Origin of the sequence: Bacillus sp. FSL R9-9497 (genome assembly GCF_038005805.1) — a bacterium.
Taxonomy (GTDB): domain Bacteria; phylum Bacillota; class Bacilli; order Bacillales; family Bacillaceae_G; genus Bacillus_A; species Bacillus_A cereus.
This window is the reverse complement of sequence record NZ_JBBOTY010000001.1, coordinates 1,875,286-1,897,309: the sequence shown is the minus strand read 5'-3', so window position 1 is coordinate 1,897,309 and position 22,024 is coordinate 1,875,286. Positions and strand designations below refer to the sequence as shown.

The window sequence follows — 22,024 nt, the reverse complement described above, 5'->3', positions numbered from 1 at the left end:
TCATTTCAAAATACCTTCGTGTTTTAATAACCACTCTTTCCTCCATAAACCACCAGCATATCCAACAAGCTTTCCACTCTTCCCTATTACACGGTGACATGGAACAATTATTGAAATTGGATTCCGACTATTTGCCCCTCCTATTGCCCGTACAGCTTTTGTATTTCCAACTTTCTCTGCAATATCTAAATATGAAGCACTTACGCCGTACGGAATAGTATAAAGTGCATCCCATACATTTTTTTGAAATGCTGTTCCCTCCGCAGACAGCGGGACCGTAAACTCTTTTCTTTTCCCTTTAAAATATTCATCTAACTCATTTATACATTGTTCTATCATTTCATTTTTATTTTCTTCTTGTCGTTCATCAACAAATATAACAGACGTAATTCCTTCTTGATTCGCTGTAATTTCAAGCAAACCTACTTCGCTTTCATAATAAGCCTGGTACATATGCCATCCTCCAATTCAGTTCATATTAGTCATTGTAACACGAATATACAAAATTTTTCGTATAAGCGTTTTATTAGAGAAACAAAAAAGAGAATGATACAATGTAAGAAAATTCAATCTAGGAGGCTATTGGATGAATTCCGAACTTTTTTCACCTTATACAATTAAGGACGTTACATTAAAAAACCGGATTGTTATGTCACCTATGTGCATGTATTCATCGGAAAACGGGGATGGCCAAGTAACGAATTTCCATCTCATTCATTATGGAACAAGAGCTGCCGGTCAAGTTGGTTTAGTTATGATTGAAGCAACAGCCGTGTTACCTGAAGGTCGAATTTCAAATAAAGACTTAGGCATTTGGGATAACAGTTTAATTGAAGGCTTACATAAAACGACTACTTTTATACATGATAATGGTGCAAAAGCTGCCATTCAACTCGCTCACGCCGGAAGAAAAGCAGAACTAGAAACAGATGCGTTAGCTCCTTCAGCCATTCCATTTAATGAAACAATGAAAATGCCAATAGAAATGAGCAAACACCAAATTAAAGATACCGTATTAGCTTTTCAGCAAGCTGCAGTACGATCAAAACAAGCTGGATTTGATGTTATTGAAATACACGGTGCTCACGGTTATCTTATTAATGAATTTCTTTCTCCGCTTTCCAATAAGCGGACTGATGAATATGGTGGTTCACCTGAAAACCGCTATCGTTTCTTACGCGAAATCATTGACTCGATAAATGAAGTTTGGGACGGACCAATATTCGTTCGTATTTCAGCAAATGATTATCATCCTGACGGGCTAACGGTTCAAGATTACGTTCAGTATACAAAGTGGATGAAAGAACAGGGAATAGATTTAATCGATTGTAGTTCTGGCGCAGTTGTACCAGCACATATTGATGTGTATCCCGGTTATCAAGTACAATATGCCAAACATATTAAAGAGCATGCTAACATTGCAACTGGTGCAGTTGGATTGATTACGAGCGGAGTACAAGCAGAGCAAATTTTAAATAATAACGAAGCAGATTTAATTTTCATCGGACGTGAATTACTTCGCAATCCGTATTTTCCGAGAATAGCGGCCAATGAACTTGGCTTTGAATTGCAAGAACCTCACCAATATAAGCGAGCACCAGGAAAAATTCATACGAATAAATAAAACCGAGAAGTCATTCTTCTCGGTTTTATTTATTCTATCGTTGTAATTTCATTTGAATTATAAGTATGGATACCCGATTCTTCTCGCAGCGCGGTTATATACATCCCTTTCGCCACATCTTTAGCTGAAATTGGTTTATATTTTTTGAAAGCTCCTTTAAAGATAAACGGAATAATACGAGATAACTTTTCAGCCATTCGTTCGCCGAAACGAAATTCTTGTCGATTTCCTACTAATAATGATGGTCTAAAAATGTGAATACCACCAATCACTAACTTTTGCAATTCTTCTTCCATTTTTCCTTTCACTTGTGAATAAAAGAAGAATGATTTAGGATTCGCTCCCATAGAAGACACGACAAGGAAATTTTGTACCCCTTGTTTTTCAGCTAAACACGCAGCTCGTAACGTATATTCATAATCTACTTTTTTAAAATTTGCTTTTGTTTTTGCTTTTTTTATTGTTGTTCCTAAGCAACTAAAAACATCATCCACAGCAAAGAACTCTTTATATTCCTCTAATACCGAAAAATCAACTTGTTTCTGCTGTAACTTCTCATGTTGCAATTGCATTGGCTCTCTTACAAAAATAGTAACCGAATCGTAGTAATCTGATCCAAGTAATAGACGCGTTATCTCTTGTCCAACTAAACCACTTGCACCAAGTATTAACGCTGTTCGCTTATTCATATATGCATATACCTCTTATTTTACTTTTCTCTCCTTTAGTAAAATACAACCTTTAGGAGTTTCCTGCTCTTATTTTACCACAAGTAAAACACTATGCGTACGCATAGTGCTTTACTCACTCTTTCTTCTCATCTCTCTCTTGTAATTTCGTTATTGTTGTAGCGTCCCCTAAATTACTTATTAATCTTCTTAAAAAAATTAATACGAAAGATAATGGCAATACTACCGCTAATATTAATAAAATAGCTTCCATTAAGTAACCCAAGCGCTCATCCCCCTCTTTACCTCCTTTTCAATATATGAAAACAGCGTTGTCACATATGCATGCATTTGCAAAAATAATACACCTATATTTGACAACTTTATAACAAAAACAAATCGGAATGATTATTATTTATTGCAACTTTATTAAAGATGTATTATACTAAGTTCGCAAACTAAAACGTAATTATTCCGTTTTGTATTAAAATGATATTTTTCTTCTATAATTGGGGAAAATATATCCGTAAAAAAGAAAAGAGGAGAACTTCATGCCTAAAAGATTGACTATATTTTCATTCTTACTTATTTTTACCTTAATTTTCGCTGGCTGCTCAAATAAAAAAGAAAGTAATGCCAAGAAAGATGGAAAGCTAACAGTTTATACAACGATTTTCCCAATTGCTGATTTCGCAAAGAAAATCGGTGGCGACTATGTAAATGTTGAAGCGATTTACCCACCTGGTGCAGATTCACATACATTTGAACCAAGTCAAAAACAAACAGTACAAGTTGCAAAAGCCGATTTATTTGTTTATAACGGCGCTGAATTAGAACCATTTGCTGAAAAAATGGAAAAAACATTACAAAAAGAAAATGTTAAAATTGTAAATGCATCTAAAGGTATTGAGCTTCGTGCTTCTACTGAAGAAGAGCATCATGATCATGGAGATGGCCATAAAGAAGATGAACATCATCACGATAAAGACCCGCATGTTTGGTTAGATCCTACTCTAGCAATGAAACAGGCAGAAAAAATTAAAAATGCACTTGTAGAATTACAACCTGAACATAAACAAGAATTCGAAAAAAACTTTGCAGCACTTCAAACTAAATTTACTGATTTAGACGATGGATTTAAGGCAGCTGTAGCGAACGCAAAAACGAAAGAAATTTTAGTTTCTCATGCTGCCTATGGTTACTGGGAACAACGATACGGCCTAAAACAAATTCCTATCGCTGGAATTTCAGCTTCTGATGAACCATCTCAAAAGCAGCTTGCTGACATTACAAAAACAGTAAAAGAACATAATCTAAAATATATTTTATTCGAAACATTCTCTACTCCAAAAGTAGCATCCGTAATTCAAAAAGAAACTGGTACAAAAGTTTTACGCTTAAATCACTTAGCTACTATTTCTGAAGATGATGCAAAAAATAATAAAGATTACTTTACTTTAATGGAAGAAAACATAAACACATTGAAAGAAGCAACAAACTAATCCATTATATTTTCTAGGCAGCTGAATTTGTTATTCAGCTGCCTTTTTATGTATTTATCCTTGACTTGACCAAAATAACAAGTAAAATTATCCATATTAGCTTTAAAGCTATATTAATTTAGAAGGTGAGTTGGAATTATGAATCTTCACATTTGTGAAGTAACAGCAAAAAATTGGCGTTCAGTAGTTGCTTTAGACGTCGCAAAAGATCAGCAACAATTTATTGAAAGTAACGCGTTTTCTTTAGCAGAATCATTATATGAAGGAAACGGAACGTCAGTAGGTTTATATGATGGAGAAACACTTGTAGGATACGCAATGTATGGATGGTATTCAGTAAAACATAAAAGTGTATGGCTCGATCGCTTTATGATTGACCAACAATATCAAGGAAAAGGATACGCAAAACGTTTCCTTCGCTTACTCATTCAATTCTTACAAGAAAAATTTGAATGCAAAATAATTTACTTAAGTTTACATCCAGACAACAAACTTGCAATGGGACTGTATGAATCATTTGGTTTCCGCTTAAATGGGGATATTGATGATGAAGGTCCAGTTGTAGGTGTTGTAATGGAGTTACTAATAGACGAAAATACAAGCCTGTGAAAACAGGCTTTTTATTATACATTTATCAATTTTTAGTTTCTCTCCCTTATTTAATTCTGTTTTACAATCTAATAGAATGCTCATAAAAAATAAGCCTGCAATTTACGCAGACTTATTTCACACACTCCTCGAAATGTTCTTGGAACCACTCTTTATTAATATCTCTTCCGATAAAAACTACTTCACTTACTCGCTCTTCTCCCTCTTGCCACTCTCTATCGTACGAAGCAGCAAATAACGTATGTACACCTTGGAAAACGATACGTTTATCTACTCCATCTATCGATAAAATTCCTTTGTAACGATATAAATATTCCCCTAGCTCTTGAACGACAGCTGACATCCACTCATTAAGCTTTTGTAAATCCAGCGGACGTTCTTCACGTAATACAAATGATTTCACACCTTCTAAGTGGTTATGTTCTTTATGAGGGTAAATTTGCAACGTATCTTTCGTTTTAAATGTTTGGATTTGTAATAAAGATGGTATATCTACCTCACAGTTAGTCGCCTCAATTAACTTTGCAGTCGGGTTAATCCCTTGAATTTCATGCAAGAGATTTTCTTTCTCATTCTCTTCAATTAAATCTAATTTATTTACTAAAACGACATCAGCAAACGCAATTTGCTCTTTTGCTTCTAATCCTTTTTCAAAATGTTTATGTATATGATAACTATCTACCACCGTTACAACACCGTTAATTTGGTAAGCAGATTGGATGACTGGATCTAAAAAGAATGTTTGAATAATCGGCCCTGGATTTGCAAGGCCAGTCGTTTCAATTACTAAACCATCAAAATCCATTTTCTCTTCTGCTTTTACGTCCAATAACTGTTTTAAAGCAACAAGTAAGTCTTCACGTACAGTACAGCATAAACAGCCATTTGTCATTTCCATAATTTCTTCTTCCACATTCATAATCAACTGATTATCAATGCCAATTTGCCCTATTTCATTTACAATCACCGCTAATTTCTTACCGTGATTTTCTGATAAAATACGATTTAATAATGTCGTTTTCCCCGATCCAAGAAAACCAGTTAATATTGTTACTGGAATCATTTCGTACATCTCCTTATAGCTATATGTTTCTATATTATAGCATATAGAGAAAATCGTTTTTGTAGCAAAACATATTTATTGTCTGTACACCTAATTAACTATATAATAACATGTAGTAAGAAAGCCTTTTCAAAACATTATTATTCTTCTAGGAGGTACTTATAATGGAGCGAGTTCAAATGGCTGAGACGCTAGAATTTTCTCGTATTATTCAAGGATTTTGGCGTTTAGCAGAATGGAATATGACGAAACAAGAATTACTTTCTTTCATTGAAGATTGTATGGATATGGGAATTACTACTTTTGATCACGCTGATATTTACGGCGCATATACGTGTGAAGGGTTATTTGGCGAAGCTTTACAATTAAAGCCTTCCTTACGAGAAAACATGCAAATTATTACAAAGTGTGGAATCGCTCCCCCATCACCGAAATTTCCAGAGCGATATGTTGCTCACTACAATACTAGTACAGAGCATATTATGCAAAGTGTAGAAGCATCACTTAAAAATTTACATACAGATTATATTGACGTATTACTTATTCATCGTCCCGATCCTTTTATGGATCCAAATGAAGTGGCAAAAGCATTTTCACAATTAAAACAAGAAGGAAAAGTTCGTTACTTCGGTGTATCTAACTTCTTACCTTCACAATTTAATATGTTAAGTTCGTACTTAGATTTCCCACTTATTACGAACCAGATTGAAGTTTCTGCATTACAGCTTGAGCATTTTGAAAAAGGGACAATTGATTTATGCCAAGAAAAACGAATCAATCCAATGATTTGGTCACCTCTTGCTGGTGGGGAGATTTTTACTGGTCAATCAGAACGCGCCGTACGTGTACGTGAAACTGTGCAAAAAGTTGCTACTGAGCTAGGTGTTTCTAGTATCGATACGGTTATGTATGCTTGGTTACTTGCTCATCCAGCTAATATGATGCCAATCGTTGGCTCTGGTAAATTAGATCGCGTAAAAACTGCCGCTCTTGCTACAAAAGTTAACTTAGACCGTCAACAATGGTTTACAATTTTCGAAAGCTCTAATGGACATCCTGTACCATAATGCATAAAAAGAAGAGCTGTTTTTTTACAGCTCTTCTTTTTCATATGTATTTCTAGTCATGGCAAATACACACATATCCCTTAATCCGTTTCCATCTACCGCAACACTCGCACTTTCTAACGTACCTTCTAACTTAAACCCTAATTTCTCAGGTATCGCTCTACTCTTCTTATTTAAAGAATCACAACGAATTTCTACACGGTTTGCTTTTAATTCAGAAAAAGCGTAATCCGTTATACCTTTCGCAGCCTCTACCATATAGCCTTTTCCGCTAAACCTTGTATCAATCCAATATCCGATTTCAAATTGAGGTATATCCCAATTAATACGATGTAATCCGGCTGAAGCAATAAATTCACCTGTTTCTTTCGAAAATACTAGTAATCTTAAATCCTCACGTTGCAAAAATTGAATATGTGATTTTCTAATACTTTCTTCTACTTCTTGCTCTGTTTGCTCTTTTTGTGCAAACATCATCCAAGGTTTTAGTTCTTGTATTGAAGCCTGAATTGCATCATATACAACTTTACCATCTCCTGGTTTCGGCATTCGAATAAAAAGCCTGTCAGTATAAAATTCAGAAGGAAAATCGAATAATAACGGATTCACTGTAAACACTCCCTATATTTCTTTTATATATAATAATATCCATCTCAAGTTATATAGTAAAGAATTTTCTGAATTAAAAACCTTTTACTCATTCACTTCCACCGCTACACGAATTCCAGATTCAATCGCACCTTGAATCCATCCGTGATATAGCGTTGTATGATCTCCAGCGAAGAATATTCTCCCCTCTGGTTTGACAATCGCTGGTTGCAGCTCAGATTCTTGACCTGCTTGAAAAAGTGCAAATCCTCCAAGCGCATACGGATCCAATGTCCAGCTTTTTGAAATTCCAGATATGAACTCATCATACACTTGACCACCTAATATTGTTGCTAAGTTGTGTAATGCGTAATAAATACGATCCCCTTTTGATAAACCATCCCATAACAACGCGTCATAAGACCATGTATAGCTACCTAACATCATAGCCGGTCCTTTCTCCCCAATTCCATAACTTGGATAATAGGCATAACGAATTGGCAAATCTGTTATAATTCTGCCACCTAATTGTCCTTGTTCTTCCCAAAATCGGCTTTTAAATTGAATTCCTATTTTCGTTGCAGGCATATAATGTAATTCACGAATTGCTTTCCATTTTTCATGAGATATAGAATCAAACGGATCTACTTCTACAAAACGCATTGTCGAAAACGGAATGGTAACAATAACTAAATCTCCTGTAATACTACTATATTCAAAAGTTTCCTCGTTCCGATAGAAAGCTGTCACACCATTATCGTGTTGATGTAACTTCATTAATTTTTGATTATATATAATATTTTCTTCTAATTGCGGTAAAAATGACTTTGGCAATCTATCATTCCCGCCCACAATTTCACAAAATCCGCTCTCCTCTTGCATAATGTATAGAAAGCGTAAAGTCTCTACAAACGATCGTTCCAAAAAACCTTCTAAATCTAATAGAACACCAATCATCTCAATTGTTACTGGCGAAAAGTAAGTATTATACTGATAAGGATGATACTTTAAAAATTGTCCAGTAGAGTATCTTCCAAAATCCTTTACAACAATATCCCAATTTTTTTCTGGGTTCTTTTTTATAAAATTTATAATGGGCTGTACCGCTAACATTAATAATTCCTCTGACGTTTTTCCAACTTCATTCATTTCCACAGGATATCTTAGAATACTTGGATCTTTTTCATATTGTTTTAACGTCGTTTTCCGTCCATTTACGTATATAATATCCGTCTCATTCCTATTAATAAAAGGTCTCACCTGTAGCCCAAATTTTCTTATATATGCCATCGTTAATGTATGCGAATACGGAATCCTCATTGCTCCAACATCTAAATATAATCCGGTATCTTCCATTCTCACTGTTTCTATACGGCCACCTACCCGGTTATTTGCTTCAAAAATTTTCACATCATGTCCTGCAGCCTTTAATAAAGATGCTGAAACTAACCCAGCCATACCAGCTCCCACTACAATAATCTGTTTTGGGCTTATCGTCTTCTTCAATCCTTTATCTATAACTTTTAACGCTTCATCCATTTCAGTGTTATACATTATATCTTTCTGCACAATTCCACCCCTTACTTCATCAAATGGACGTTAGTGGTTTAGTGCATTTTATTCATAAATCCCCATAAACATAACACCATTGCAATTTGAATATTCACTAAAAGTACATAAGAGACAGATCTCACTTTTCTTTATACTTCGTATAATATAGCAACTACAAAGAAGGAGTGGTTAAAAATGAAACATACTTATGACTACGATGCTACAAAAAAACATTTAGAATTAAAGAAACAAAACTTATGTAAAAAACTTAGCAATATGACACTATCTGAAAAAGAACGTGAACAACTAAAGCGTGAAATTGACAACTATGAATATATTTTAAATCTAGTCGAAATGAATCATTATGAACGCGGATTTTCTCGTTAAAAGCGGAAATAAGATTATCCGCTTTTCATTTTGAGCATTTCACTACGCATTTTTCATAAGTAAATATATAATAGGATGTACATTAAGATTGAGAGGTATATTCTATGATCAAGTTAAGTGTATTAGACCAATCACCTATTTCAGATGGTAGCACAGCAGCCCAAGCTTTTTCACATACAGTTACGCTTGCACAAGAAGTTGAAAAACTCGGATTCACACGTTTTTGGGTATCCGAACATCATAATTCCGTAAGCTTAGCTGGTTCAAGTCCAGAAATACTTATTTCTCATATTGCCGCAAAAACGGACCGTATTAGAGTCGGTTCAGGTGGTGTTATGTTACCGCATTATAGCCCATATAAAGTTGCTGAGAATTTCCGTGTTCTAGAAGCATTGTATCCGAACCGCATCGATCTCGGTGTTGGTAGAGCGCCTGGTGGTATGCCAATAGCAACTCGCGCACTTCAAGAAGGGAAAATGGTCTCACTTGATCAATACCCAGAACAAATTGCAGACGTTGCAATGTACTTACATGATCAAGTACCAGAAAACCATCACTATGCAAACTTAAAAGCCACTCCAGTTATCCCAACGTCTCCTGAAATGTGGATGCTCGGTTCTAGCGGAGAGAGCGCTAAAATTGCTGCAAACAACGGAGCTTCTTTCGCATTTGCACAATTTATTAACGGCTTCGGAGGCCCTGAAGTTATGAGGGCTTACCAAGAACAATATGAGCCTTCATTTTTAGGAGATAAGCCTAATTCAATCGTTGCCATCTTTGTTATATGCGGAGAAACAAATGAAGAAGCGGAAAAAATTGCTTCTAGTTTAGATTTATCAATCTTATTATTAGAGCAAGGAAAACGAACTACTGGTACACCTTCTATTGAAACTGCTCAAAATTATTCATACAGCGCTTATGATTTATTCCGTATAAAAGAAAATCGTCAACGTATGATTGTTGGTGATCCGTCTTCTGTAAAAGAAAAAATAATAAACTTAAGCAAAGCATACAATACTGACGAATTTATGATTGTCACGATTACTCATCAATTTGAACATAAATTAAATTCTTATCGCTTACTAGCAAATGCTTTTAATTTATAATTCTAAAAAGAGATGCATCACATGTGATGCATCTCTTTTCCTTACTACTTATTGTTTTCATTTCCTATATATTCAATAGCTTCTTTTAATAGCTCTTCAAAGTTAATAGGATAATCATGATCTAAGTCAGGCACAACTTTATACTTATGTTCTATATTTTTCTCTCTTAATAGTTGTACAAATTGCTGCGTGGATTCGAAACAATCTTCATCTTGATCCCCGCATACTATATATCCTTTTATATGTTTATCCTTCAGCACTCTTAGCAACTCATCCCATTCTTCAATCTCCGGAAGCCATGGTGCCATAAAAACAAAACCATCTACATTTATATCTTGTTGTAAAATCGTATATAAAGCTACTCTCGCCCCTGCAGAAAAACCACCAATGATTACACTTTCTACTGTATGATTTTCTATAAACTTATTGTAATGCCCTTTTAATTCCTCGTTCCCTCTCTCTATATCATCCCAAACAAATCCATCTGAAAACTGAATTTGTGAAGACTGTGGTAAAGCTAACGTGTAATCTTGTGTCAAAACTGATTTCCAATATGGCTCTACTATTTGAATATTTTCTTGGTCACCGTGCAATGTAAGTAGTAGATTTCCTTCTTTCTTGGTGTATATATATTTCACATCTGGTCTTTCCGTTTTATGTGCTAATTCTTCTCTTTCTTTACATAACTGCACCATTGTATGAAATTCTTCAAATTTATGTAGTGATTTTAAATCTTCGTCGGAAATTAAATACTCATTTCCATACCAGAATCCCCTTTCTATAATAGCCTCCCTCATTAAATGTAATGCTTCTTTTTCAAGTCCCGATGCACTTGCGAGCGCATACTGAAAATTATATATTTGTGCCTCATTCCCTATTACACCTGTAGCGTTTTCCATTATATAATTGTACGCTTCAAAACTTCCTTTATTTGCATAACAACGTAACGTTTCATTTAATAATTGAATGTAAGTCATACTATTTTTCATGTACCAATTCCCCCGAAACCTTTTATAATATTTGTTTGCGAATCTTTATACCACTTTGTATAACCCACGCTAACAATACCTTATTCTCAGAATGATGCTTAATAGTTACTCTTCCCTGTCCAATACATTTAGTATAAATAAGAATAGACTGAAAAATCAATATTTTAATAAACAAAAAAAGACAACAATATATGTATTGTTGTTTTCATTACATCTACCCGCTCTTTTGTTTTTTTCTATCTGGTTTACTTGAAACTAAATAATGTTTTTCTGAAATATATAAGTCTCTTTTTAAGCTACGATTTAAGTAAGGTCCTAGTTTCATTCCGCATATGAGGCGATCTTCGCTACCTTCAACAATTGGGAACATTTCTTTTTCTGTTACGTATTGATCTACTGCTTTTTGTACGACATCAATTTCTTTCACTAGGTTTAAATTTTCTGCTGTATGTTCAAATACCTCAAGCGTTTCCTTCGTTATGAGAAAAATATTTGTTGGAAATGCAGGTAAATATGGTTTTAACAAATCATAATTTACTGTATAATCGTCATTTACTAATACTGTATAAACGATATTAGCATTCGTTTCTAAAAACTGAGCCATCGCTTGTTCTAATTCATCTTTCGTAATTTCCCGCTCTTCTTTTCCAGTTCTGAAAAAGCGAAACATCGCATCGCCTCCTTTTTACTATATTATAGCATAAAAGAAAACTGAAAAATCATAAAAAAACCCATTGAAATAATTTTTCAATGGGTTTCTATATATTTATCGTTATTTTAAGAATGCACTTAGCATCCATACATGCTGTTCTAATGTTGTATGAATTGCTAACAGCATGTCAGCTGATGTTTCATCGCCAGCTTCACCCGCAACTTCCATACCTTCTTTTAATTCTTGAATAAGTGCAGAATAATCATTCACTAATGTTTGCACCATTTCTTCTGCAGATTCTTTGCTTGTCCCTTCGCTGACACTAGATGTTGCGAGATATTCTTTCATTGTCGCTAATGGTTTACCTTCTAAAGCTAAAATACGTTCTGCTAACTCATCAATATACGTTCCAGCCTCATTATAAAACTCTTCAAATTTCTCATGTAATGTAAAGAAGTGTGGCCCTGTCACATACCAGTGATAATTATGTAATTTAACATATAACACATTCCAGTTTGCTACCTGCTTGTTTAATACTTCAACAACATTTGTTTTCGTACTCATACAATCACTCCTCTTATCATTTTGTAATGTTTATCTTTTAATAACTTAATTACATTTTACCATACATTCCCTTTCCTTTCGAACAATTGGCTTATATGTAACAAAGTTTTAACACCTTTAATGCTTCCCTAATATCATTTAATTCATGTATTTTTTCAACCACTTCATACGTCTAATTGTCCAAGCTCATACATATGCATAATAGTACATCAAGCTCATCATAGTAGAAAGAGGGATAACATGGACAATCAACAATGGCAAGTAGCAAAGAAAGTAGCTGCTACTTATATCGGAACTGTCGTTGGAGCTGGATTTGCTACTGGACGAGAAATTGTTGAATTTTTCACAGTGAATGGATTATACGGGACAATTGGCATATGTGTAAGTGGATTTTTTTTTATTTGGCTTGGCACAAAGATGATGTTACTTTCATCACAAATCGGGGCATTTTCAGCGCAAGAATTTAACAAATATTTATTTGGGGATGTATTTGGGAATGTTGTAAACACATTATTATTACTCGTTTTATTCGGCGTAACGAGCGTTATGTTATCAGGGGCTGGTGCAGTATTTGAAGAGCAACTTCGCTTACCAAGACAACTCGGTATTCTCATTACAGTTATCGCTTGTCTCATTATAAGTAGCCGCGGGTTACAAGGTGTTTTTGAAGTAAATACACTTGTCGTACCTATTATGATGATTTTTATTATAGGACTTGCTATTACAACCTTTTTTCACGGTACACCTCCTATTAATAACACTATTCCTGCAGAGAGCTGGAATATGAAATGGATTACTAGCCCTATTACATATGTCGCCTTAAACCTTTCTCTCGCCCAAAGTGTTCTCGTCCCATTAGCCAGTGAAGTAAAGGATCGAAAAGCCATTTTTTGGGGTGGGATTTTAGGTGGTGCTGGACTTTCTTTAATTTTATTATGCAGCCATTTAGCAATCTTATCAGTCGATCAATTTTATCAATATAACATCCCAATGGCTGAAGTCATAAGAAGATTTAATGCAACTTTTCACTTCTTCTTCGTCCTCATTATTTTCGGTGAAGTTTTCACAACTTTAGTTGGTAATGTGTTCGGAATGACAAAACAGATGCAATCTATTACTGGGTGGAAGAATCACAATATTATTTTCTTCATTTTACTAATTAGTTATTGCTTTAGTTACATCGGTTACAGTGACTTACTTCACATTCTATATCCTATCATCGGATGGGTAAGTATTGTTATACTTCCAATCATTGCGTTTAAACAACTTCAAAAAACATAAAAAAGCATCCATGTTATTGGATGCTTTTTTATGTTCATTCACAATCATCACATACTTCCCAGTACAGTCCCATTTCTAATGCTAAATACGGCTTTAACTGCAACCGAATCATTCGACTAGGCATGCGTTCTAAAACAAATTGAATACCTTCTTCATCTTCGTCTAATTCAACTTTTGAAATCGTAATTTTTTGCATAGTCGTAATGGGAATTCCATCTTTATATAAAGTGATTTTCACCTCATCGTATTCATTAAAATACAATTCGACACTCATTTGATTTTTCAGTATTTCATCACCAATTTTAAATGTATCATTTTGTTCTTGGATTATATATTTCCATCCGCCTCTATCTTCTTTCGGAGCTGTTTGAAATAATGTCTCCAAATCCTCGTATAGCATAAGATAACCCCTCTCTTACTAAAAAACGATGAGTATTTTATATACCCTTTATCTCTATCACTATCCATAGCTATTGTACCATATATCACCGTTCTTACCGTATTCATTTGCTTCATACACACTTATAAAATAACTAATTCTATCTCCATTATTATGTATATTACCTCATTACTCCATACACTCTTATAAGTTCAAATAACGACAGACTTTAATCCATGCAAATATTGTCTACTCTCCGCTTTTATTAGCTCACAGCATTCACAACTTTTACATATAGTAAGACTACCACAAATAAAAAAGGAGAGTGACTTATACCACTCCCCTTAAAAGAACTTCCCTATAGCTGCTAAAACTAATACGATTATTAAAATTGCAAATAATAATGAGACAACGAAACTAAAAATAGGTAACGCTTTCTTTTCATTTTTCTTAAATAGTAACTTTAAACTAAGAAAAATATTTACTGGTACAAGTATAAAATAAAAATATTTAACAATTTGCACCGAGCTATTCGAAAGTGTTTTTAATATAAACACTTCAATTAGAAAAACAATAAAAAATGAAATACTTAGCCAAAATGAGACGTAACTAAGCCAAGAATGTCTTTTTGTCCCCCAATACACTCCCATAATACTCTCCTTTTATTTGTATTCTATAGGTTAATAATTATACACAAAGCTAACAAATACCTCTATTTTTCGACAAATATTATGCAAAATACCATTTTAAACGTCATAAAGGAAGTTTACATCTCCATTTGATTTTACATAATAAAACAGACTACCCTCTAGTGTCATAATGCTACTAGGGGTAGTCTGTTCTTTATTAAACTTTAAATCTCTCAATTAATACTTGCAACTCTTCAGCCATTTGAGATAGCGTACCCGCCGCTGATCCAATTTCCTCCATCGAAGCTAGCTGTTCTTCAGCTGAAGCCGCAACATTTTGTGTGCTTGTCGCATTATTTTGTGCCGTCATTGCAATTTGTCCTACTGAAATAGATACTTCATTTGCCCCTTTTGACATTCCATTAGCCGTTTCAACCATCGTCTTAATTTGATTAGCTATTTCATTTGTAGATTGTAAAATTTCAGCAAAATTTTGCTTCGTTTCATTTGCAATAACAAGTCCAGATTGAACTTCTTCATTTACATGATTCATTGATTTGACTGTCTTACCCATATCGTCTTGTATTTCGCATATTAATTTACTAATTTCACTGGAAGATATGCTAGACTGCTCTGCCAATTTACGTACTTCATCTGCAACAATTGCAAAACCTCTTCCATGTTCACCAGCTCTTGCAGCTTCAATTGCCGCATTTAAAGCTAGAAGATTTGTTTGATCTGCAATGTTTTGAATTACTTCTAATATATCACCAATTTGTTTTGATTTATTATTTAATAACTGTATAACAGCATCTGATTGTGAAACCGATTCTGCAATAGACTGCATCTGGTTTACTGTTCTTCCTACTAGTTTCCCACCATCTTCTGCTTTTTCACGAGTATGAGCAGAAGCGATATTAATAGATGATGAACTATTTGCTACATGCTGAATTCCTTCCGTTACATCAAACAGTAACATAGCACCATTTTCTACACTTGTTGTTTGCGTCGTTGCCCCACTTGATATTTCATCCATTGCTGTTGTAATTTGCTCAGTTGCTTCACTCGCTTGTCTTACACTTGCAGTTAGTTCTTCTGATGCTGCTGCAACATGTCCTGCCGAAGTGTTAATCCTTCCAATTAACGTCCGTAATGAATTTGTCATCTCGTTAAAACCTTTCGCAAGTTGACCAATTTCATCATTAGAATGAATTTCAATTGTTTGCGTTAAATCCCCTTCACTTATTTCTTTAGAAGTGATAACTAATCTCTTTAAAGGCTTCGTAATTGAAAGTGTCACAAAATAAATAAGTACTCCACCTACTACTAACGAAATAAGCATAACAATTAACATATTATAAAATACAGGTTGAGCAGCTTCAATTACTTCAGTTGCGTACATCGTCCCACCAATTTTCCAACCTGTTTTTACGTTTGTAGCAAATACCATATTCTTTTCACTACCACCATAAGAATATGTAAAAGCACCATGATTATCTTCATAAATTTTCTTTGCCCAAGAATCAGCTGCTTTATCCCCTGATTTTTCTTGTGGATGAGCAATGATTTTTTGCTTTCCATCTAAAATGAAGGCATATCCTTTTTTACCAATATTGATTAACTTTGTTGTTTTTAATAAATTGTCTAAACTTAAATCTAGCGCAACAACCCCATTTTTATCTTCTGTTTGTTTTGCAATCGTTACGACAATATGTCCATTTCCTTTTGCCTTATATGGCTCGCTAACAACAATACCACCTTGTTTTGCCACTGCATCTTTATACCAAGGTCGTGTTGTTGGATCATAATCTGCTGCCATTTGTATATTTGGTTCCTGTACAAATTTCTTATCATTACCGGCAACATACACTTGTTCAACATCTATATTCAAATTGATATACTGAGATAATGTCTTTCTTAGCTCATCCTGATTATCCCCTTGATACATATTCCCTTGAATTACTCGTGCAAAGTTATTCACATCGTTAAATTTTGCTTCAATCATTTGATTGATTAAATTATCTAATATTTTTATATTATCGTTAGCACTACTCGTAATTTGTGATTCAAAATTCTTTTTAGCAGTTTGATAAGACATGCCCCCGATTATAGAAACGGCTGCAATTAAAATTACAAAGAATGAAATTAATAGCTTTTTTGCTACTTTCATATCACGAAACAAATTTAATAGTTTACCCATTATGAACCTCCTAATTTTCAAATTTAAAAGTTAAATTGAGTTAATTATGAATATTTCCCATTCCTTAATTATTATTTTCATAACCTATTATGGTGAATACTTTGTAAAGTTTAAACAATTAATTTCCCTTTGTCTATATATATGAATAATATTATTATAAAATTTACAAATAGAAAAAACCAAAGGGGCCCCTTTGGTTTTTACATTTTTTTATGTTGTTTAGAAATTTTCTTCCATTTATCACGCTCTGCTCTGGCAAGGATGGCATCTTGTTTCCTCATAAAATACGCCAGTTCTCTTTGTAATTTTTTATAGCTTTTCAAACGATCTATCGTAATAAGTCCGTTTTCAATTGCACTATACACCGCGCATCCTGGTTCATTCTCATGCTTACAATCACGGAAACGACATGTTGTCGCAAGTTCTTCAATATCAGAGAATGCTGTTTGAATCGCTTCGCTGCCTTCCCAAAGTTGCAATTCCCTCATGCCAGGCGTATCAATAACGAGAGCGCCACTAGGCAATTGGAATAATTCTCGATGCGTTGTCGTATGCCTCCCCCTACTATCCTCTTCACGTATATCTCCCGTTTTTGCTACATCAATTCCTATTAAAGCATTTAACAAAGTTGACTTTCCTACCCCTGATGATCCAACTAAAGCAATTGTTTTCCCTGAAGAAACGAATTGTTTCAACGAATCTATACCTGTATGCTCTAAACTATCAACAACGAAAATAGGAACACCAATTGCTATAGCTTCCGTTTCTACAATTTTCTCTTCCACATCATTACATATACTACTCTTTGTTAAAACAATAACTGGCATAGCGCCGCTTTCATACGCTAATAATAAATAACGTTCCATCCTTCTAACATTAAAATCATGATTAAGTGCATTCACTAAAAATAAATAATCTACATTTGCTGCTATAATCTGTTCTTCTGTTCTTGTTCCAGCCTCTTGTCTTGAGAAAGAGCTTCTTCGCTGGAAAATACGATGAATAATCGCTTTCTTTTCATCTTCTAATTTCTTTATATACACCCAATCACCAACTGCTGGATAATCGCCTTTCGTAACCGCTTCATGCCGAAACTTCCCAGACAGTTCTGCCATATATTCACCATCATTACAAATAATGCGATATATATGCTTATGCTCAAGTAAAATACGACCTACTTCATAATTTTTCTCTGTAACTTGTTCTTCAAAAAATGAATCCCAGCCGAAAGATTCTAAAATATTTTGATTCAAATAAATATCCTCCCTAGTTTGTACTAAGTGGAAGGATTGCGAATTACCTTATATAATATCGCCCTTTCCATCCACCTTTGTATTTGGTTGATTATTCATATAAGTTATTTTCGCCATAATACATCACCCCGTTCTTATTTTAATTATTCTCATTATATGGAATTCTCCTATAAAAAGCTACATTATTTTACGTAATTTTCAAATAACTTTTTTGAGCATTCTAATTTGTCCTCGATGACTAATTTCATCTTCTAGCACATGAAACCATAGATAGTGCTGGTTATATGCTACACCGTTAGGCCACTTTCTTTCTGACATGAGCCACTCATCACCTTGTTCACTTAAATACTTCAGAGATTCTTCTCGAACACTTTGTAGAAGTTGTACATAATATTGTATTTCATGACCACGGATTGCTCTACCCGCTTCCCCTAAATACAGTGCATCTTCCCATATTTCTAATTCTTCTTTTGTAAAGTCACGATCTTGAAATGAAATAAGCTGATGAACTTTTTCAATAGCTGCTATATGCTTTAATAAGGCGCCAATTGAATTTCCGCTGCTTTGCATAATTAAATCTAATTGCTCAACTGATAAATTTTTACTTCGCCTAATGTTACAGCTCTCGTATGCTCAAGCAGGCTTACTAATTCCCCTATTTTTTTGTATAACCATCTACACTTCTTATTCGATAATCTATATTCATATCACGCACCCCTTTCTGCATTCATATTATTGTAAAAATGATTCATATAATAGACTGAAATCTATCTAAATTTTCTGTTATAATTAATTTGAATACAAAATATACCCAAACAAACTTTCTCAATATGCTTATATGAAATATTAAAAGGAATCAATATAAAATAATCGAATCTTATTCACTAAAAGGAGTGGATTCGATGGAAATGTATCAATGGCTAACCGCTGTTCTCGTTGGTGGCATTACCGGCTTCGTTTCCCATCTAATCAATAACCAAGGTAAGTTATTGCTTCCACGCCGTTTGAAAACATTTTTTCATTTTGGATTTTTAACTGATATTTTTACTGGTAGCCTAGCCGCACTTCTTGGGCTCGTTTTATTCGATGTCACCGCAATAAAAGAAATTATAAAAGTATCCATTGTAACTGCTATTTCCGGTCAAACTTTTTTACTACATCAAGCTCTTGGTGGCGAACAGGCTAAAAATACGCAAATTGGGAAAGCTGATGAGAAGATTCAAGAAATTGACAAATTATTGCGACGTTAGTGTATACTTTCTTTTAAAATTATTGTTATAATGAGAAATAAATATTTTCTATTGCGTCGTTTGTCAGGAGAAAGGGTGTTTCGTATGACAAAAAAGAAAATAGAAGATTTCTTAACAAACTCCGAAAAAGAGGAACTGCTAGAAAACTATAAATGTTTACGAGAAGCCCGCACAAAAAGCGAAGCTAACTATTTTGGCGAAGCAGTAAACCATCTATTAAATAAAGCAAAACAACGAATTATAAAAGATGCAGGTATACATGATGAAAATGCTGCAACTGTTCAATCAAAGAGAAAAGCACTGTTTTAGCTACATTAGCTAAAACAGTGCTTTTTATTTAGAATTTTTTTCTTTCCATGCTATATTCTCTCTGCCTTTATCTTTCCATTTTTACAGTTTCAAAAGTCATCTAGACCTAAAGATCAACCTAATAATATTAGTCCACGCAAACCATTTTAATAATAGATAAAATAATTGAACTAGTAATGCTACAAACTAAATAAGTTTATTAAATCGCTTCTTTTAAATCTGAATGCGGATTTGGTCCGTATTGATTGTCATTTTCTTCACTTTCAATGATAAAAAATACAAGTAAAACAATGCTACCAAACGGTACAAAATTTAATAGTTGCCACCATCCCGTTTTCCCAATATCATGTAATCGTCGTGCACCAACCGAAAAACTTGGTATAATCATTACTAACATAAATAGCAACGCAATAATAGCAACTAACACCTCTGAAAATGATGATAAAAATAACAGTAGCCAAAAAATTACGATATTGGATAAACTAAAAATCCAGTACTCTTTTCGCGTAGCTCTACCACTAAAATTCCCATAATTCTTTAGAGCTTTCAAATACCATTGCATTTAAACCTCTCCCTTTTATCCCCAATAAAATTAAAATATGTAATTATTAACAGATAAGTAGAAATATAACACAATATTTATGTAAAATCCATATCCCCATCTAAATTGCCCTCTATTTAAATAGTTTTTTCCTTCGGCATTTTTCACATTACTTTCACATCTATTTCACAAATATAAGTAGTCCGATATGCTAAACTAAGTATATCCTTTTCCAAGGAACTATATGCCGATATATAAATCCCTATCTTTATAGGGATTTTTATTTTTTGATTCCTCATAACTTTGTTACAATACATTTCTTCTACTATCTCTATACTTTTAGTAACCACTTTAATTAAAAGCACATTCATGTATTCACACTCTTATTAATTCTGATTTGCGAAATATTTATACAAGCTTTATGATGCAATTCCTGTTTCACTATTTTCAGTAAGTTTTTCACTTTTTCTAAACAAAAATAAAGCTCCTATATATAGTAACGCAGTAAAACTACCTATAAGTATAAAATTGTGAGATATTGCAAATAACATTCCAGCTATTGCCGCACCAATCATTTGACCAATGTACATAGAAGCATTTGCAAGCGCGGCTCCTGTTCCTCTTGCTACACTAGACATGTTTTGTAAGTGCCTCATCATTAATACAAACAAAATTCCTGTCACAAAAAATAAAACAAAGAAAAAGTATTCAACAACAATAAGACTCTTTAAATAGGGAAGTATTACATACGACAGAGCCATATAAAAAAAACATCTCATATTCATATGAGATGTTTTTTTTATATGGCTATTCTTTTAATAAATCTATTAATCCATTCCCTTCAGATGTACGTTCGTACCCTAAAGGTACAGTTCTTTTAATGAGTTGTGCATATATTTCCGGCTCCGATAACTTTCGACCGTATTCTTTCTCACACTGTTTAATGAGCAAGGCGAGCGCTCCAGCAACATGCGGCGTCGCCATGGAAGTTCCACTTAACACAGCATATTTTCCTTCTGGATACGTAGATAATATTTCATCACCTGGCGCTACTAGATCAATTTCTTGATTTGAATTACTAAAACATGCAATCTTCCGCTCTAAATTAACGGCACCAACTTCAATTACCTCGGAGTACGCACCCGGAAAGTCTAGTTCCTCTGTTTCATCATCGCAATCTCCATTATTTCCAGCAGCACATACAACGAGAACATCCTGCTTTACCGCATTTTGAATTGCTTCATGTAATTCTGGAACATCTTGCGGACCACCAAGTGACATTGAAATAATTCTCACTTTCTCTTGATTCGGCCCTCTCCAATTTACAGCATAATGAATTGCCTCAATAATTTGCTCATAACTTCCAGAACCATCTCCCGCTAAAACTTTTAATACTAACATTTTAGCAAGTGGTGCAACTCCTAATACACCGACACCATTTTCAGTCGCGGCAATCGTTCCCGCAACATGAGTACCATGTCCGTTATTATCAAGATACACATTTGGATCAGCTTCATAATCTTTTGTGAAATTTCTTCCGCCGATAATACGATCTTTTAAATCTATATGATTAGTATCACACCCTGTATCTAATACGGCAACGACTACATCTTGCCCCTTCACACTCTTTTCCCATACTTGCGGAGCGTGAATCAGTTGTACACCTGGTGGAATTTCATTTACTTGTTCTACCACCTTATTTACGGTAAACGGAATCAATTGTATACCTTTTTGTTTATTCACTGTACTACTCATCGTAATCCCTCCTGAAAATGTATTATTTTCATTTCAGACCACTTTTGAATACGTGTA

General features: G+C 34.1%; 25 protein-coding genes and 3 pseudogenes. 9 read left to right on the top strand and 19 right to left on the bottom strand.

Annotated features, from left to right (window positions below; genetic code table 11):
* Nucleotides 1-453 carry a methylated-DNA--[protein]-cysteine S-methyltransferase gene (locus tag MKY21_RS09850; RefSeq protein ID WP_000283913.1) on the bottom strand — a complete coding sequence of 151 codons (453 nt, stop codon included), beginning with the start codon at nt 451-453 and terminating at the stop codon, nt 1-3.
* Nucleotides 454-586: 133 nt separating this feature from the next.
* Here MKY21_RS09850 and namA point away from each other — a divergent pair, with 133 nt between their 5' ends.
* Nucleotides 587-1,624: an NADPH dehydrogenase NamA gene (namA, locus tag MKY21_RS09845; protein ID WP_016117646.1), complete on the top strand. Its 1,038-nt coding sequence runs from the start codon at nt 587-589 to the stop codon at nt 1,622-1,624.
* A gap of 29 nt (nt 1,625-1,653) precedes the next feature.
* Here the strand turns inward: namA and MKY21_RS09840 are convergent, their stop codons facing one another.
* The gene (locus MKY21_RS09840) at nt 1,654-2,313 is read right to left on the bottom strand and encodes an oxidoreductase (RefSeq protein WP_001042740.1); all 660 of its coding nucleotides are present in this window, start codon (nt 2,311-2,313) and stop codon (nt 1,654-1,656) included.
* Between the two features lie 115 nt (nt 2,314-2,428).
* Nucleotides 2,429-2,578, bottom strand: a complete 150-nt coding sequence (locus MKY21_RS09835; RefSeq protein ID WP_000540932.1) for a hypothetical protein — start codon at nt 2,576-2,578, stop codon at nt 2,429-2,431.
* 265 nt (nt 2,579-2,843) lie between these two features.
* Here MKY21_RS09835 and MKY21_RS09830 point away from each other — a divergent pair, with 265 nt between their 5' ends.
* Nucleotides 2,844-3,794, top strand: a complete 951-nt coding sequence (locus tag MKY21_RS09830) for a metal ABC transporter substrate-binding protein (protein WP_016117645.1) — start codon at nt 2,844-2,846, stop codon at nt 3,792-3,794.
* A 138-nt stretch (nt 3,795-3,932) separates the two neighbouring features.
* The gene (locus tag MKY21_RS09825; RefSeq protein WP_001048677.1) at nt 3,933-4,403 is read left to right on the top strand and encodes a GNAT family N-acetyltransferase; all 471 of its coding nucleotides are present in this window, start codon (nt 3,933-3,935) and stop codon (nt 4,401-4,403) included.
* Between the two features lie 112 nt (nt 4,404-4,515).
* Here the strand turns inward: MKY21_RS09825 and MKY21_RS09820 are convergent, their stop codons facing one another.
* The gene (locus MKY21_RS09820) at nt 4,516-5,466 is read right to left on the bottom strand and encodes a CobW family GTP-binding protein (RefSeq protein WP_341076076.1); all 951 of its coding nucleotides are present in this window, start codon (nt 5,464-5,466) and stop codon (nt 4,516-4,518) included.
* Between the two features lie 164 nt (nt 5,467-5,630).
* On the opposite strand from MKY21_RS09820, the gene MKY21_RS09815 reads away from it, so the two are divergent.
* The gene (locus MKY21_RS09815; RefSeq protein ID WP_044795773.1) at nt 5,631-6,533 is read left to right on the top strand and encodes an aldo/keto reductase; all 903 of its coding nucleotides are present in this window, start codon (nt 5,631-5,633) and stop codon (nt 6,531-6,533) included.
* A 24-nt stretch (nt 6,534-6,557) separates the two neighbouring features.
* Here the strand turns inward: MKY21_RS09815 and MKY21_RS09810 are convergent, their stop codons facing one another.
* Both MKY21_RS09810 and MKY21_RS09805 read right to left on the bottom strand, forming a co-directional pair.
* Nucleotides 6,558-7,142 (bottom strand): GNAT family N-acetyltransferase, encoded by a 585-nt coding sequence (locus MKY21_RS09810; RefSeq protein ID WP_001068740.1) that lies wholly within the window; start codon nt 7,140-7,142, stop codon nt 6,558-6,560.
* A gap of 84 nt (nt 7,143-7,226) precedes the next feature.
* A complete protein-coding gene (locus MKY21_RS09805; protein WP_001168113.1) occupies nt 7,227-8,690 on the bottom strand; it encodes a flavin monoamine oxidase family protein in 1,464 nt (487 codons plus the stop codon).
* Nucleotides 8,691-8,867: 177 nt separating this feature from the next.
* Between MKY21_RS09805 and MKY21_RS09800 the strand changes: the two genes are divergently transcribed.
* A complete protein-coding gene (locus MKY21_RS09800; protein ID WP_000683359.1) occupies nt 8,868-9,059 on the top strand; it encodes a DUF3896 family protein in 192 nt (63 codons plus the stop codon).
* 104 nt (nt 9,060-9,163) lie between these two features.
* Complete coding sequence (locus MKY21_RS09795) at nt 9,164-10,165, top strand: LLM class flavin-dependent oxidoreductase (RefSeq protein ID WP_000594042.1); 1,002 nt, start codon at nt 9,164-9,166, stop codon at nt 10,163-10,165.
* Nucleotides 10,166-10,209: 44 nt separating this feature from the next.
* On the opposite strand, the gene MKY21_RS09790 is transcribed toward MKY21_RS09795, so the two are convergent.
* The 3 genes from MKY21_RS09790 to MKY21_RS09780 all read right to left on the bottom strand — a co-directional run bounded on the left by MKY21_RS09790 (nt 10,210) and on the right by MKY21_RS09780 (nt 12,370).
* A complete protein-coding gene (locus MKY21_RS09790) occupies nt 10,210-11,154 on the bottom strand; it encodes an alpha/beta hydrolase (RefSeq protein WP_325764742.1) in 945 nt (314 codons plus the stop codon).
* Nucleotides 11,155-11,368: 214 nt separating this feature from the next.
* Entirely contained in the window at nt 11,369-11,824 is a 456-nt protein-coding gene (locus MKY21_RS09785) for a DUF3939 domain-containing protein (protein ID WP_044795770.1), read from the bottom strand.
* Nucleotides 11,825-11,926: 102 nt separating this feature from the next.
* On the bottom strand, nt 11,927-12,370 hold the full coding sequence (locus tag MKY21_RS09780) for a Dps family protein (protein WP_000105199.1): 444 nt from the start codon (nt 12,368-12,370) through the stop codon (nt 11,927-11,929).
* Between the two features lie 240 nt (nt 12,371-12,610).
* Between MKY21_RS09780 and MKY21_RS09775 the strand changes: the two genes are divergently transcribed.
* A complete protein-coding gene (locus tag MKY21_RS09775) occupies nt 12,611-13,651 on the top strand; it encodes a YkvI family membrane protein (RefSeq protein WP_000370203.1) in 1,041 nt (346 codons plus the stop codon).
* Nucleotides 13,652-13,685: 34 nt separating this feature from the next.
* Here MKY21_RS09775 and MKY21_RS09770 read toward each other — a convergent pair whose 3' ends face one another.
* The 6 genes and pseudogenes from MKY21_RS09770 to MKY21_RS09750 form a co-directional block, all read right to left on the bottom strand.
* Entirely contained in the window at nt 13,686-14,051 is a 366-nt protein-coding gene (locus tag MKY21_RS09770) for a DUF3979 family protein (RefSeq protein ID WP_016117642.1), read from the bottom strand.
* 323 nt (nt 14,052-14,374) lie between these two features.
* Nucleotides 14,375-14,680 (bottom strand): hypothetical protein, encoded by a 306-nt coding sequence (locus tag MKY21_RS09765; protein WP_325764741.1) that lies wholly within the window; start codon nt 14,678-14,680, stop codon nt 14,375-14,377.
* Between the two features lie 196 nt (nt 14,681-14,876).
* Nucleotides 14,877-15,695, bottom strand: coding sequence for a methyl-accepting chemotaxis protein (locus MKY21_RS31165; protein ID WP_420953500.1), 819 nt, complete (start codon nt 15,693-15,695; stop codon nt 14,877-14,879).
* Nucleotides 15,696-15,818: 123 nt separating this feature from the next.
* Nucleotides 15,819-16,757, bottom strand: a pseudogene (locus tag MKY21_RS31160) (HAMP domain-containing protein); the annotation flags it as partial.
* Nucleotides 16,758-17,059: 302 nt separating this feature from the next.
* Nucleotides 17,060-18,112 carry a ribosome small subunit-dependent GTPase A gene (gene rsgA, locus MKY21_RS09755; RefSeq protein WP_001073077.1) on the bottom strand — a complete coding sequence of 351 codons (1,053 nt, stop codon included), beginning with the start codon at nt 18,110-18,112 and terminating at the stop codon, nt 17,060-17,062.
* A gap of 182 nt (nt 18,113-18,294) precedes the next feature.
* Nucleotides 18,295-18,818 (bottom strand): annotated as a pseudogene (locus MKY21_RS09750) (DinB family protein).
* Between the two features lie 196 nt (nt 18,819-19,014).
* Here MKY21_RS09750 and MKY21_RS09745 point away from each other — a divergent pair.
* Nucleotides 19,015-19,362 carry a DUF4257 domain-containing protein gene (locus tag MKY21_RS09745; RefSeq protein WP_000426317.1) on the top strand — a complete coding sequence of 116 codons (348 nt, stop codon included), beginning with the start codon at nt 19,015-19,017 and terminating at the stop codon, nt 19,360-19,362.
* An 84-nt stretch (nt 19,363-19,446) separates the two neighbouring features.
* Nucleotides 19,447-19,671, top strand: a complete 225-nt coding sequence (locus MKY21_RS09740) for a hypothetical protein (RefSeq protein WP_000162602.1) — start codon at nt 19,447-19,449, stop codon at nt 19,669-19,671.
* 199 nt (nt 19,672-19,870) lie between these two features.
* Here MKY21_RS09740 and MKY21_RS09735 read toward each other — a convergent pair whose 3' ends face one another.
* The 4 genes and pseudogenes from MKY21_RS09735 to MKY21_RS09720 form a co-directional block, all read right to left on the bottom strand.
* On the bottom strand, nt 19,871-20,233 hold the full coding sequence (locus MKY21_RS09735; protein ID WP_001198794.1) for a DUF805 domain-containing protein: 363 nt from the start codon (nt 20,231-20,233) through the stop codon (nt 19,871-19,873).
* Nucleotides 20,234-20,376: 143 nt separating this feature from the next.
* Entirely contained in the window at nt 20,377-20,583 is a 207-nt protein-coding gene (locus MKY21_RS09730) for a hypothetical protein (protein ID WP_001101741.1), read from the bottom strand.
* 48 nt (nt 20,584-20,631) lie between these two features.
* Nucleotides 20,632-20,976, bottom strand: a pseudogene (locus MKY21_RS09725) (MFS transporter); the annotation flags it as partial.
* Nucleotides 20,977-21,019: 43 nt separating this feature from the next.
* Entirely contained in the window at nt 21,020-21,967 is a 948-nt protein-coding gene (locus MKY21_RS09720) for a serine protease (RefSeq protein WP_000099756.1), read from the bottom strand.
* Nucleotides 21,968-22,024 lie beyond the last annotated feature (57 nt).

Coding starts and splice junctions, on each gene's coding strand:
- MKY21_RS09730 (WP_001101741.1), bottom strand. CDS start 20,583: ATGAATGTGCTTTTAATTAAAGTGGTTACTAAAAGTATAGAGATAGTA.
- MKY21_RS09840 (WP_001042740.1), bottom strand. CDS start 2,313: ATGAATAAGCGAACAGCGTTAATACTTGGTGCAAGTGGTTTAGTTGGA.
- MKY21_RS09775 (WP_000370203.1), top strand. CDS start 12,611: ATGGACAATCAACAATGGCAAGTAGCAAAGAAAGTAGCTGCTACTTAT.
- MKY21_RS09825 (WP_001048677.1), top strand. CDS start 3,933: ATGAATCTTCACATTTGTGAAGTAACAGCAAAAAATTGGCGTTCAGTA.
- MKY21_RS09830 (WP_016117645.1), top strand. CDS start 2,844: ATGCCTAAAAGATTGACTATATTTTCATTCTTACTTATTTTTACCTTA.
- MKY21_RS09780 (WP_000105199.1), bottom strand. CDS start 12,370: ATGAGTACGAAAACAAATGTTGTTGAAGTATTAAACAAGCAGGTAGCA.
- MKY21_RS09815 (WP_044795773.1), top strand. CDS start 5,631: ATGGAGCGAGTTCAAATGGCTGAGACGCTAGAATTTTCTCGTATTATT.
- MKY21_RS09785 (WP_044795770.1), bottom strand. CDS start 11,824: ATGTTTCGCTTTTTCAGAACTGGAAAAGAAGAGCGGGAAATTACGAAA.
- MKY21_RS09745 (WP_000426317.1), top strand. CDS start 19,015: ATGGAAATGTATCAATGGCTAACCGCTGTTCTCGTTGGTGGCATTACC.
- MKY21_RS09790 (WP_325764742.1), bottom strand. CDS start 11,154: ATGAAAAATAGTATGACTTACATTCAATTATTAAATGAAACGTTACGT.
- namA (WP_016117646.1), top strand. CDS start 587: ATGAATTCCGAACTTTTTTCACCTTATACAATTAAGGACGTTACATTA.
- MKY21_RS09735 (WP_001198794.1), bottom strand. CDS start 20,233: ATGCAATGGTATTTGAAAGCTCTAAAGAATTATGGGAATTTTAGTGGT.
- MKY21_RS09800 (WP_000683359.1), top strand. CDS start 8,868: ATGAAACATACTTATGACTACGATGCTACAAAAAAACATTTAGAATTA.
- MKY21_RS31165 (WP_420953500.1), bottom strand. CDS start 15,695: ATGGATGAAATATCAAGTGGGGCAACGACGCAAACAACAAGTGTAGAA.
- MKY21_RS09765 (WP_325764741.1), bottom strand. CDS start 14,680: ATGGGAGTGTATTGGGGGACAAAAAGACATTCTTGGCTTAGTTACGTC.
- MKY21_RS09720 (WP_000099756.1), bottom strand. CDS start 21,967: ATGAGTAGTACAGTGAATAAACAAAAAGGTATACAATTGATTCCGTTT.
- MKY21_RS09795 (WP_000594042.1), top strand. CDS start 9,164: ATGATCAAGTTAAGTGTATTAGACCAATCACCTATTTCAGATGGTAGC.
- MKY21_RS09740 (WP_000162602.1), top strand. CDS start 19,447: ATGACAAAAAAGAAAATAGAAGATTTCTTAACAAACTCCGAAAAAGAG.
- MKY21_RS09770 (WP_016117642.1), bottom strand. CDS start 14,051: ATGCTATACGAGGATTTGGAGACATTATTTCAAACAGCTCCGAAAGAA.
- MKY21_RS09820 (WP_341076076.1), bottom strand. CDS start 5,466: ATGATTCCAGTAACAATATTAACTGGTTTTCTTGGATCGGGGAAAACG.
- MKY21_RS09850 (WP_000283913.1), bottom strand. CDS start 453: ATGTACCAGGCTTATTATGAAAGCGAAGTAGGTTTGCTTGAAATTACA.